The 13,426-nt window shown below is 46.5% G+C and carries 10 protein-coding genes; all 10 read left to right on the top strand.

The window, feature by feature from the left end; genetic code table 11:
- The first annotated feature begins 20 nt into the window (after positions 1-20).
- The gene (gene mutL / locus H065_RS0107750) at positions 21-2,435 is read left to right on the top strand and encodes a DNA mismatch repair endonuclease MutL (protein ID WP_017812467.1); all 2,415 of its coding nucleotides are present in this window, start codon (positions 21-23) and stop codon (positions 2,433-2,435) included.
- Between the two features lie 31 nt (positions 2,436-2,466).
- Complete coding sequence (locus H065_RS0107745) at positions 2,467-3,240, top strand: class I SAM-dependent methyltransferase (protein WP_017812466.1); 774 nt, start codon at positions 2,467-2,469, stop codon at positions 3,238-3,240.
- Positions 3,237-4,214 (top strand): tRNA (adenosine(37)-N6)-dimethylallyltransferase MiaA, encoded by a 978-nt coding sequence (miaA, locus tag H065_RS0107740; RefSeq protein ID WP_017812465.1) that lies wholly within the window; start codon positions 3,237-3,239, stop codon positions 4,212-4,214. Before H065_RS0107745 ends, miaA begins: the two co-directional genes overlap by 4 nt.
- 89 nt (positions 4,215-4,303) lie before the next feature.
- Positions 4,304-4,543 carry an RNA chaperone Hfq gene (gene hfq, locus H065_RS0107735; RefSeq protein WP_017812464.1) on the top strand — a complete coding sequence of 80 codons (240 nt, stop codon included), beginning with the start codon at positions 4,304-4,306 and terminating at the stop codon, positions 4,541-4,543.
- Between the two features lie 138 nt (positions 4,544-4,681).
- Positions 4,682-7,342, top strand: coding sequence for a PBP1A family penicillin-binding protein (locus H065_RS0107730; RefSeq protein ID WP_017812463.1), 2,661 nt, complete (start codon positions 4,682-4,684; stop codon positions 7,340-7,342).
- A 102-nt stretch (positions 7,343-7,444) separates the two neighbouring features.
- A complete protein-coding gene (locus tag H065_RS0107725) occupies positions 7,445-7,990 on the top strand; it encodes a ribonuclease FAU-1 family protein (RefSeq protein ID WP_017812462.1) in 546 nt (181 codons plus the stop codon).
- Between the two features lie 238 nt (positions 7,991-8,228).
- Positions 8,229-9,515 (top strand): GTPase HflX, encoded by a 1,287-nt coding sequence (gene hflX / locus H065_RS0107720; protein ID WP_017812461.1) that lies wholly within the window; start codon positions 8,229-8,231, stop codon positions 9,513-9,515.
- A gap of 236 nt (positions 9,516-9,751) precedes the next feature.
- Positions 9,752-11,005: a methionine gamma-lyase family protein gene (locus H065_RS0107715; RefSeq protein ID WP_017812460.1), complete on the top strand. Its 1,254-nt coding sequence runs from the start codon at positions 9,752-9,754 to the stop codon at positions 11,003-11,005.
- A 374-nt stretch (positions 11,006-11,379) separates the two neighbouring features.
- Complete coding sequence (locus H065_RS0107710; protein WP_017812459.1) at positions 11,380-11,793, top strand: MerR family transcriptional regulator; 414 nt, start codon at positions 11,380-11,382, stop codon at positions 11,791-11,793.
- A 24-nt stretch (positions 11,794-11,817) separates the two neighbouring features.
- Positions 11,818-13,146, top strand: a complete 1,329-nt coding sequence (gene glnA, locus H065_RS0107705; RefSeq protein WP_017812458.1) for a type I glutamate--ammonia ligase — start codon at positions 11,818-11,820, stop codon at positions 13,144-13,146.
- Positions 13,147-13,426: the final 280 nt, after the last annotated feature.

Here is a 13,426-nt window from a genome sequence, read left to right as displayed (position 1 = left end):
AGCCGGGAGGAGGAAAAGTCATGGGTCAGATTCGTGTGCTGGATGAACATATTGCCAATCAGATTGCAGCTGGTGAAGTGGTAGAGCGGCCTGCCTCTGTAGTCAAGGAACTCGTCGAGAATGCGATAGATGCGCGTTCTACTCGTATTGATGTCCATATCGGTGAAGGCGGATTGGAATCGATACGAGTACATGACAATGGGCAAGGGATTGCTGCTGATGATTGCGAGACGGCTTTTTACCGTCATGCGACAAGCAAACTCGTAGATGATCGGGATCTGTACCAGATTACAAGTCTGGGCTTTCGCGGCGAAGCGCTGCCGAGTATTGCAGCGGTCTCCAAAGTAGATCTGCTGACCAGTGCTACTGACGACGGAGCAGGCAGACGTCTGATTATTGAAGGCGGCACACTGAAAAGCAATGAAGATGATGCTGCGCCGCGCGGAACCGATTTTCGGGTTAACTCGTTATTTTATAATACGCCGGCACGGCTGAAATATATGAAAACCGTCCAGACGGAGCTTGGACATATCTCGGATATTATGTACCGGATGTCGCTTGCTCATCCGGAGATTGCTTTTACCCTGCGTCATAATGGCAACCTACTGCTGCAGACGCCGGGTAATGGCGATATGCTGCAGGTAATTGCTGCAGTCTATGGTACATCAGCTGCCAAAATGGTGCTGCCGATTGAGCAGGATCATCTGGATTATCATATTAGCGGATATATCGGCCGACCGGAGATAGCAAGGGCCAACCGTAATGCCATGTCAGTCATTGTCAATGGCCGTTATATCAAGAGTTATACGGTCAACCAGGCTATTCTGAGGGCCTATCACACACTGCTGCCGATTAATCGTTATCCGCTTACTGTACTGCGCCTGACGATGCATCCATCACTTGTCGATGTGAATGTGCATCCGGCCAAAATGGAAGTGCGGTTCAGTAAGGAAGCTGAATTGATGATGTTTGTGGAAGAATCTGTGCGCCAGACGCTACGCCGGGAAATACTAATTCCTCATGCGACCAAGCAGACGATCAAGAGAGGCAGTAGCGAGTCGATTATTCAGGAGCAGTTTAATTTTAATCGTACAACGGCTGGACAGCCGGAGAGCAATCCGATAGAGCCGGACCAACAAGCGGGAGCAACTTTATTCATTCCCCGCGACTCTCTGCCCATTATTCAGACAGAACTGGGCGATTTGGATGCTCCTTATATGCCTCCTTTTGCGGATCAGGATATACCAGGTCCTGAATTACAGAACAATATGGATCTACCAGAGAATCGTTATCAGGATCAGTCTCCAACTCAAGGCGCAAACATCGAGCAATCCCAACCTACAACAGGAACATCTCAGGCAGTTAATCCTGCAGGATGGTCTCGTACCGATTCTCTGATATCCGAAAAAGATTCTGAGCAGGCAACAAGAGGTTTGAACGTATCTGCCAAGCAAGAAATACAGGATCCAATCAAGCAGCAAACGAATCCCACAGAGAGTTCGCAACCGACTTCTGGTCATACAGATAGTAAGATAAAAGACTCTGTTGGCACAGATTCGCAAAAATCTGCTAAGGCGGATTCAGGTTCGCTTAAGGCTGCGCAAGTCGATCTTCCTGTTTATGAAAATAACGGATCTTCTGCCGGTCAGTCAGCATCTGCTTTCCCGAATGCTTCGGCTCATCTGCAGCCGTCTTATACAGATGCGCAGCAGGTTAAAGAACCTTCGTATGCTCGTGAGTATAATCGTGCAGCTTCCAAAGCATCATCTCGACCACCACAACGGGTCAGCGGAGCAAATCGCAGTATTCCGGCAGAGATGATTTATGGTACGGCTGAAGATCCTGGACTGCCTCAATTTCCGGAAATGAATCTAATCGGTCAGCATCATGGTACGTATCTGATTGCACAGAATGCAGAAGGACTTTTTCTAATCGATCAGCATGCTGCCCATGAACGGGTCAATTATGAATATTACTATGAGAAGTTTGGTCAGCCGGAGTCAGCATCCCAGGAGCTTCTGCTGCCGATTACGCTGGAGTTTACGCGTGCCGAAGCAGACAAGCTCAAAGATCGTCTGCACTGGTTTGAACGAGTGGGTGTATACCTGGAGCATTTTGGCGGTCAGACCTTCCGGGTGCGTGCTTATCCTTATTGGTTTCCCAAAGGAGAAGAAGCCCGTGTTATTGAAGAAATGGCAGAATGGGTACTGAGCGAGCGCAAGATTGATCTTGCCCAGCTGCGAGAACAGGCATCTACGCTATGTTCATGCAAAGCATCCATCAAGGCCAACCAGCGAATTACCGAGGCAGAAGCGCAGGCATTGCTGGATCGTCTGGCTGCATGCAGACAACCATATACCTGCCCACATGGACGTCCGATTGTGGTATCTTTCTCCAGTTATGATCTGGAAAAGATGTTCAAACGGGTCATGTAAGCGAAGTGTAAAGAAGAATGGAGAATGAGCAATGATAATTACAACAGGCGATGATGCTTCACCGGCTACCCTGCAGCGTGCACAGCAGCTGGCAGCAGAATTCGCTGTATCTTTTGTTCCGAGGCAGGGTCAGTCGATCGCCAAGCTGGCTGCCCGTCACGGAGACCGAGACGTTATTGTACTGGTCGAAAATGAAGCGAGACTGGTCCGTCCGGGCGAGTCTGCGATGTTTTTCCATCCCAGTATGGCTTTTGTACGAGCCAAACGTTTGCTGCGTAATGATGAAGATCCGATGATAACACTTTCGCGTCTACAACCAGGAGATAGCGTACTGGATTGTACAGCCGGCCTGGGATCGGATTCACTTGTCTTTTCACTGGCAGCCGGGCCGGAAGGGCAGGTTACCGCCCTGGAAAGTTCTGCTCCGCTGGCGGCGTTGTTAAAAGAAGGGTTGCGTATTTATGCAAGCAATCTGGAGCCGGTTAATGCGGCAATGCGGCGTATTCAGGTAGTACAGCAGGACCATAAGACCTATTTAAGCCAGTTGCCGGATAAGAGTGTAGATATTGTCTATTTTGATCCCATGTTTCGTGAAGCATTGCATGAATCTGCCGCTATAGCTCCGCTACGTGGATTTGCCAACGACCATGCGCTGGATCCCGAATCAATCCGCCATGCTGTGCGTGTAGCCCGCAAAACCGTTATGCTTAAGGAAAAATGGGATAGTCCCGAATACGAGCGTCTTGGTTTTGAACGCATTCGGCGCAAAAATTCCAAAATTGAATACGGAGTGATTTATCTATGAATCCGGCAGTAGAAAAGCCGAAATTACTCGTTCTGGTCGGCCCTACAGCTGTAGGGAAAACAGCGATCAGCATTGAGATTGCCAGAAGATTTGGCGCGGAAATTATCTCCGGTGATTCTATGCAGGTATACCGTGGTATGAATATCGGTACGGCCAAAATCAGGCCTGAAGAAATGAATGGTATTCCCCATCATCTGATCGATATCCATTCGCCGGATGAGCCATTCTCTGTGGCTGAATTCCAGCAGCGCTGCAGAGCGTTGATTCCGGATATTGCTTCCCGGGGCAAGCTGCCTTTTATCGTTGGAGGTACCGGTCTATATGTAGAATCTGTCAGCTACGAGTTCCAGTTTAGCGAGAATGGAGCAGATGAAGCGTTCCGTCAGGAACAGACTGATTATGCGCTTCAGAATGGTGCCCAGGCGCTGCATGACCGTCTGGCAGCGGTTGATCCGGAATCTGCTACCCGACTCCATCCCAATGACCAGAGACGTATTATACGGGCGCTGGAAGTGTATCATATGACTGGAGTGAAACTTTCGGACCAGTTATCCCGGCAAATGAAGCAGTCTCCCTACCAGTTATGTATCGTCGGTTTGACAATGGATAGGGAAATGCTATATAAACGTATTGAAGCGCGGATTGATCAAATGCTGGAAGAAGGCCTGCTGGAAGAAGTACAGCATCTGCTTGATCAGGGATATACTCCCGGTATGGTAGCCATGCAGGGACTGGGATACAAAGAGATTGCTGCGCATCTGTCAGGCGGTGTACCGCTGCAGGAGGCTGTCGTACTCCTCAAGCGCGATACGCGCCGTTTTGCAAAGCGCCAGCTGTCCTGGTTCCGTCATATGCAGGATATTCACTGGGTGGATGTGTCGGATACGAATCATAGCGAACAGCATATCGACAAAGTATATGACATCGTAGCAGGAAATTTATACAGAGACAGGGAATATACTTCAACAACTTAATTTGACATTCAGCTTAGCCAGGTATCATATTCGTATTACAATTGAGCATTTGCTAATGCTGAATTAATAATCATTTGGGGGTACGGTCAATGAACAAGTCGATTAATATCCAGGATACTTTTTTAAATCAACTGCGCAAGGAAAATATTCCGGTAACTGTGTATCTGGTAAATGGTTTTCAAATCCGTGGTACAATCAAGGCTTTTGACAACTTTACCATTATGGTAGATAGTGAAGGACGCCAGCAAATGATCTACAAACATGCGGTTTCCACCTTCACACCATCGCGCAACGTATCCCTTATGCAGGATAACCAGAGCGAAGGCTGATGCAAAAAACGAAACCTTTACGCTTCATATAGCGTCTTAATGAAGAGAAAGAAACGGACAACCTCTCCAAAAGGGTTGTTCTTTTCTTTCCGTTAAAGGGGTTCAATTTGTTTTACCGAAAGGGAGTCAGAATAAGATATGCCTAGACAGAATCTATCCCGCAGTGACAAAAATCAACCACCTAAAAGAACAAGACCGGGACAATCCAAGCCCGCGCCCAAAACAAAAAAGAAAAAAATAACAGCCAAGCGCGTGTTCTGGACGTTGTTCGGTGTAACAGCTTTGGGTGTTTTTTGTGCACTGGCCGCCTATCTGTTCATCATGGTAAGCGGGGAAAAAATCTACAAAGCAAATATCGATAAACTTGTGATCAACGAACCAACCAAAATTTATGATCGCAACGGTACGCTGATCCTCGAACGTTCTGCACGTCAAGGTGATCCGGTCAAGTATGAAGACTTGCCTCCAATGCTGGTTAATGCTTTTGTAGCTACCGAGGACAGGCGCTTTTTTGATCACCAGGGGGTAGACTTGTGGTCGGTCGGACGTGCCGCAGTTAAAGACGTCATCGCGCGATCTGCTGTAGAGGGTGGTAGTACCATTACCCAGCAGCTGGCCAAAAACGTATTCCTGAATGATGACAAAACATTTTTCCGTAAAGCAACCGAACTTTCGATTGCGCTCGCGATTGAGCGTGATAAAACCAAGCAGGACATTATTACAACTTATCTGAACCGTATCTTTTTCGGACGGGGAGCTTATGGGATCAAAGAAGCCTCCGAGACGTATTTTGGTACAAGTGATCTCAATAAGCTGAAGCTGTGGCAGATCGCTACACTGGCAGGACTTCCAAAGGCGCCTTCACGTTACAATCCGTTGACCAATCCGGATTTGTCAACAGAACGCAGAGCGGTTGTACTGCAGCTAATGGCGGATCAGGGCTATATCACAAAAGCCGAGGCAGAAGAAGCCAAAGCGGTAGTGTATAAGAGTCCAGCCAATAGTTCGAGTAAAGAGTCGCATTATCAGGCCTTTGTCGAATATGCAATGCAGGAAGCTGAGGATGTCACCGGATTATCTTCGGATGATCTGACACGCGGTGGATACAATATCTACACCACGATGGATGCCAAGGCCCAGCAAACGCTGGAAGATGCTTTCAAAAACAAAGATTTGTTTGAGAAGAGTGCAGATGACGTTCCGGTACAAGGATCCATGGTTATTGTAAATAACGATACCGGTGGTCTGGTCGCTCTGCTGGGTGGCAGAAATTACCGTGAAGGTGACTTTAGCCGTGTTAACAGCCGCAGACAGCCCGGATCGGCATTCAAGCCGATTGTATCTTATGCTCCGGCACTGGAATCAGGCAAATTCACACCGACATCGCAGCTGAGTAATGAAAAGCAGTGTTTTGGCAGCTATTGCCCGAGCAATTTGCATGGTTATTCCGGTACGGTCACTATGGCCGCAGCACTGGAAGATTCCATTAATATCCCTGCAGTATGGACACTCAATCAGATAGGTGTAGATACCGGCGTTAATTTTGCCAAGTCACTTGGTTTCAAATTTACGGACGCTGATCGTAACCTGGCGATTGCACTGGGGGGACTGAGCAGCGGTACGAATACGCTGGAAATGGCTCAAGCCTATCGTACTTTTGCGGATGGTGGTAATTACACACAAGCTTATGCCGTTAAGAGTATTACGGATAATTCAGGCAAAGAGATCTACAAAAATGCAGGAGAGTCCAGCGAAGTCATGAGCAAACAAACAGCAGACGAAATGACTTCGATGCTGCAAACCGTTGTCACCGATGGTACAGGTAAACGGGCACAAATCAATCGTCCGGTAGCCGGTAAAACAGGTACCACACAGCATGGTATCGAAGGACTGCGCAGCAGCGCCAACCGTGATGCCTGGTTCGTGGGCTATACCAAAGAATGGACAGCCGCTGTATGGATGGGCTATGACAGACCGGACCGCAATCACCTGCTGAATGAAAGCAGTGGGCGGGCAGCAGCAATGTTTGCTGCAGTTATGGGTCCGGCACTGGAAGGTTATCCGGTGCAGAACTTTGATGCACCGAAAGTAACTGAGCCGGTTCAGCCAGTACAACCGGTTGAAGAAGAACCGGAGACTCCAAAAGTAGTAACAGGTCTATCCGCTTCTTATGATCAGGATAATCAGGCAGTTGCTCTTTCCTGGTCTGGTGTAGAAGGAGCTTCAGGTTATACCGTATACCGTAAGGAGAGCACGGAATCGAAGTTTACTGCTATATCCAGCGGATCATCAGGGACATCACTGCAAGATGGCAGTATTACCCCCGGTGCAACTTACGAATATTATGTAACAGCAACCACTGCTGATGGCGGTGAATCGGATGCTTCGGATACGGTACAGATTACTGTAGATCAAGCACAGGAGGAACCTGTAGAGCCGCCTGTTGATAATCCGGATGGCGTAGTGCCGCCAGAGGGAAATCCGGCGACCCCACCTACAGGTGAAGAAGGAACCGATAACGGCGAAGGCACAGAAAACAATAATGGTAATAACAATAATGGAAATGGTAACGGTAATGGGAATGGAAACAACGGCAACGGTAATGGAAACGGTGGGCCGAACGGCACACCTCAGACACCAACCGATAATGGAGGAACTACCAATCCGACGACTACGCCGGGCAACGAGGGAACTCCTACCGATACAACCACACCATCTACTGGCGTTACCGATCCTGCTGCAGCCACTGGAGATACAGCGAATACCCAGGGAGATACAGCACCAGCAGATACCCAGTAAGACGTAATTTCAAAAGCCTCCAATCTTATCGGTTGGAGGCTTTTTGAGTGATACGCGCAAATATGCTATTCTGAAGTTACTTTGTAGGAAAGGGACACTTCCATGAAACGTAAATTTGCAGATAGAGCGAACTGGCGGCGCGTAATTCAGCGCAGCTATACACGTCGATACGTAAATAATAGTATTTTCACCGGATATGTGACACTGTACCATATGAGTCGTCTGCGCGAACCGCTGTACAAAATTTATGGAGGGCGACGTTTCTGTATCGCAGCAGCGGAATATTCGTGGATGCAATATTATCCCGAAAACGCCAATTATGTCGTCACTGCCATGTTCGATGACAAGCAGGAGATTATTGAATGGTATATCGATATTTGCAAAACGCAGGGAGTGACCGATCAGGGGGTCCCCTGGTTTGATGACCTGTATCTGGATATTGTTGTCATGAAAGACGGACAAATTTTCCTGTTGGATGAAGATGAGCTGGACGATGCACTGCGTCGACGGGTAATTACCGAGCAGGATTATGAGCTTGCTCATCGTACAGCACGCAAGTTGCTCAAACAAATTGATGCCCATGCTTTTCCATTATTCTCGTTATCCCTTAAGCATCGTCAGAGTCTGTTCAACAGAGATCATCGCTAGATTGACCAGTGCACCAACCTATATCCGGCAGCTCAGATAAGATGGTACAGGCTGTCCGGATAAAGGTATAACCTCAAATAGTATGACTTCTATGGAACCGATTCATCTGCAGCAACAATGGTAAATATACATCAAGTACATCATTGCCCAATGAAGCGGGTGCTAAAAGCAGAACAAAGGGAAAGCATTCCTGTGCTGCAAGGCCCGAGCCATTATATATCACAAGGAGCAGGATAATATGAAAAATGAAACTCACGATACACAGACTGAGCAGCAGGCGAGAGCCATACTGGTCAGTCTATATACCCAACAGGATAAAAGAAATGGTGTAAATGCGGAAGGTTCGATGGAAGAACTGGTCAGTCTGGCAGAAACCGCAGGCGTAGAAGTATTGGAGCAGTTGACCCAAAATAAGGAAAAACCCGATTTTCGCTGGTTTATTGGTAAAGGTAAAGTAGAAGAACTACGCATTCTGGTAGACGCTTTGGAAGCAAATACCGTCATTTTTGATCAGGAATTATCCGGTGCGCAGGTACGTAATCTGGAAGAGCAGCTGGATGCCAAGATTATTGATCGCACTCAGCTGATCCTGGATATTTTTGCCCAACGTGCAAAAACACGTGAAGGTATCCTGCAGGTAGAGTTGGCACAATATAATTATCTGCTGCCTCGTCTATCAGGACAGGGCAAAAATCTCTCCCGTCTGGGTGGTGGTATTGGTACACGTGGTCCCGGTGAGAGCAAGCTGGAGATTGATCGTCGTCATATTCGTACTCGTGTAACAGAGCTAAAGCGTCAACTCGAAGAAATTATGCGTCACCGTACATTGTATCGCGAACGTCGTAAAAAAACGGGAATCGTACAGGTTGCGCTGGTTGGTTACACGAATGCTGGGAAGTCTACACTGCTCAAGCAGCTGACGGATGCAGATGTATATATCCAGGATCAGCTGTTTGCGACATTGGACCCTACTTCACGCAATCTGGAACTTCCAGGAGGCAAAGAGATTGTGCTGACCGATACGGTTGGATTTATCCAGAATCTGCCGCATGATCTGATTGCTGCTTTTCGGGCCACTTTGGAAGAAGTAAATGAAGCTGATCTGATCCTTCACGTGGTCGATGCTTCTGCGGAGCGAAGAGACGAGCAGATGCAGGTGGTCGACGAGATTCTACAGGAGCTGGGTTCCGGTAACAAACCACAGGTTATTTTGTATAACAAAATTGATCTATGTACTCCCCAACAGCTGGAGATGCTGCCTGCCGATCAGACTCATCTGCGTATTAGTGCCTATAATGAATCGGATCTGGAAGCTGTCAAAACGATTATTCAGGATCAGCTGGCAGGAGGAACACGCATTTATCGTATTCCAGCAGAGCGGGGGGACCTGATTTCGCAGCTGTATACGTTCAGCAGTGTCATTCATCAGGATTATGAAGATAATGATGCTCTGTTTACGGTGGAGATCAACCAGACGGATTATGATAAATTTGGTTATCGACTGCAAGAATATGAAGTGAAGTGACAGAATTACGACATTTTAAATAGCGACTTTCCCTCACTCTACCTTTCCATGTAAAATATGAAGCGTGAAAGTTTACATTTTGTAGCGTACTTCTCATGAGACGTTGTGTTAATGGGAAGAATATAGTGTGAATTTAGCTAATCGTATAACTTTGTGGTAGAATGATGGAAGATGAATACACTGATAGCCCGCCTTATATGTATAAGGGCGGGCTATCATTATGGGGAGAGACAGAAATGGCAGTTTTCGATACACAGATAATGAACTGGTCCGAACAAGCTGAACAGATGATAGGTGAAGCTGTCAAAGGAATGGACCAGATTGTAGATACCAACCAGTGGAAAGTAATTGAAGCTTTTCAAAAACATCGCGTGAGTGATTATCACTTCGCCGGTTCGACAGGGTACGCTTATAATGACCGTGGAAGAGAAGTGCTAGACGAAGTATACGCTGAAGTGTTTGGCAGTGAAGCTGCTTTGGTACGTCCGCATTTTGCTTCGGGCACACATACGATTGCTACAGCTCTATTCGGTGTACTTCGTCCCGGTGATGAGCTGCTTTATATTACAGGACGACCTTATGATACACTGCACAAAGTAATCGGCAAACCCGGCGATGGTAAAGGTTCATTGGCTGACTTTGGGATTACTTATCAGGAAGCTTCCTTAACCGAGGATGGACAGGTGGATTGGGAGCAGGTGTCTTCCCTAATTAACGAGAAGACACGAGTAATCGGGATCCAGCGCTCGCGTGGATATGATTGGCGCTCTTCCTTTACTATTGATCATATTGCGGAGATGGTACGCCGAATTCGTGAATACCGCGAAGATCTGATTATTTTCGTTGATAACTGTTATGGTGAATTCACAGAGACACGCGAACCGACAGAAGTAGGCGTCGATCTAATGGCAGGCTCGCTGATTAAAAACCCCGGTGGTGGTATTGCCGAGACCGGTGGTTATATTTGCGGCAAGCGTCAATATGTAGAACTGGCTTCCTATCGGCTGACGGCTCCAGGTATTGGCAGTGAAGTAGGGGCCATGCTGGGGACTACACGCGGTATTTATCAAGGATTATATATGGCACCTACTATTGTGGGGCAGGCACTGAAAGGCAGTATCTACGCTGCAGCGATGTTCGAAGTAGCCGGATTTAACAGCAAGCCCGGCTGGAACGAACCGCGTACCGATTTGATTCAGGCAGTATCGTTTAAGGATGAGCAGCAGCTGATCGCGTTTGTACAAGGGATTCAGCGAGCAGCAGCGGTAGATAGTCATGTGGTGCCGGAGCCATGGGATATGCCGGGCTATGAGCATCCTGTTATTATGGCTGCAGGTACATTTATCCAGGGAGGAAGTTTGGAGTTGTCTGCAGATGCACCAATTCGTGAACCCTATATTGGTTATATGCAGGGCGGCTTAACTTTTTCTCATGTGAAGCTGGGGGTACTAATGGCTTTACAGACGATGCTGGAACGTAAATTATTATAATTTTTGTTGAATCTTTTCTCTACGAGCTTTCTTCTTAAACGGAATATATTGATCTCGCCAGATTTGGATAAAATTAAGATAAATGAATGATCTGATCAAATGGATAGACAAAAATCGTTATATCTTCGTTTTGAACAATATCATCAGTAAATTACAAAGTATGAACTGTTGAGTAGAGAAAATGTGTCACGAAATATCCATAGACCATATAAGAATAACGCTATAAATAACACAAATTTCGAGGTTTATTAATTTCATGTTAACTGAACATAAAATTATTGTGAGTAAACTTAACATGTTATTGACGCTTGATATCAGGATATGTACAATAGGATACAGATAACTTAAAAGTGAATTGGAAGGTTGATGAATATATGGGTGATGAAATTCGGAGAAATATGGCGCTGTTCCCTATCGGGATCGTAATGAAGCTGACAGATCTGTCAGCACGGCAGATCCGTTATTATGAACAGCATAATCTGATTGTACCAGCACGTACATCAGGGAATCAGCGTTTGTTTTCTTTTAATGATGTAGAACGTCTGCTGGAAATTAAGGCTTTGATCGAAAAAGGGGTAAATATTGCAGGGATCAAGCAAGTGATGAATCCGGTATCCAAGGAATCGGAGGAGGCTACAGTGATCACGGCAGATACGGAAGAGCGCCGCAGGGAATTGTCAGATTCGCAACTTCATCGTATGCTTAAACAGCAGCTTGTCACAGGCAAACGTCCTGGACAGGTATCACTGATCCAAGGGGAATTATCCCGGTTCTTCAATAAAAAATAAAAAGAGCACAGAGGAGAGGGTAACGTGAGTTATACAAAAGACGATATTTTGCGTATTGCCAAGGAAGAAAACGTACGATTTATCCGCCTGCAATTTACTGACTTGCTGGGTACGATCAAGAACGTCGAAATTCCTTTGAGCCAGTTGACCAAAGCACTGGATAACAAAATGATGTTTGATGGTTCCTCTATTGAAGGATATGTACGTATCGAGGAATCCGATATGTATCTGTATCCGGATCTGGACACATGGGTTATTTTCCCGTGGGTAACAGAGAACCGGGTAGCACGTTTGATTTGTGACGTCTATATGCCAGACGGTACACCGTTCGCTGGTGATCCGCGTGGTGTTCTGAAGCGTAACCTGAGAGAAGCGGAAGCGATGGGCTTTACCGAAATGATGGTTGGGCCAGAGCCGGAATTCTTCCTGTTCCGTACAGATGCCAATGGTAATCCAACCGAAGAGTTGAACGATCAGGGCGGTTACTTCGATCTGGCGCCAACCGATTTGGGCGAGAACTGTCGTCGCGAGATCGTTATTACGCTGGAAGAAATGGGCTTTGAAATCGAAGCTTCCCACCATGAAGTAGCTCCGGGACAGCACGAAATCGACTTCAAATATGCGAACGCACTGCAGGCAGCTGACCAGATTCAGACATTTAAACTGGTTGTTCGCACAATCGCTCGCCAGCATGGTCTGCATGCGACATTTATGCCAAAACCATTGTTCGGTATGAACGGATCGGGTATGCACTGTCACCAATCCTTGTTCCAGGACGGTAGTAATGCATTCTATGACGAATCCGATGAATTGGGTCTGAGCCAGGTAGCACGTCATTATATGGCAGGTATCCTGCGTCATGCACGTTCTATGGCAGCAGTAACCAACCCGACAGTAAACTCTTACAAACGTCTGGTGCCTGGTTATGAAGCACCTGTATATGTAGCATGGTCTGCAAGTAACCGCAGCCCAATGGTTCGTATCCCGGCTTCCCGTGGTCTGAGTACACGTATCGAGGTTCGTAACCCGGATCCTACAGCCAATCCGTATCTGGCGCTGGCTGTTATGCTAAGAGCCGGTCTGGATGGTATTGACCGTCAACTGAATCTACCAAAACCAATCGATCGTAACATCTACATAATGACCGAAGATGAGCGTATCGATGAGGGAATTCCAAGTCTGCCAGGCGATCTGAAAGAAGCTCTGCATGAATTGCTGCGTGATGATGTAGTTGTTACTGCACTTGGAGAGCATGCAACGGCTCACTTCTATGAGCTGAAAGAGATCGAATGGGATATGTATCGGACACAAGTTCACCAATGGGAACGCGACCAATACATGACACTGTATTAATTTTTGAAAGCTCTGGTACTGCCGATTTTCCGGCAGCCAGGGCTTTTTTTATAAAATAAAGTGTATTCAGACAATAGTTCATTTCCGTATAGGGAAATGAGGTCATCTGTCAGTTTACAAATCAATAAGCTCCATAAAGACGATGCCTATAAAAGCATCGTTTTTTAATATAGCCAATTATAAAAAAGAACCAAACAATATTGCAGGGAAAATATATATAAGAAAAAGAGGAAATTATAATAAAGTAATTCTTGAAATTTCTTTAAATTAAAAATTATAG

The organism is Paenibacillus shenyangensis (assembly GCF_000346635.1).
GTDB lineage: Bacteria > Bacillota > Bacilli > Paenibacillales > Paenibacillaceae > Saccharibacillus > Saccharibacillus dauci.
Note: the sequence above shows the minus strand (reverse complement) of the source record. Positions and strands in the feature narration are given on the sequence as shown.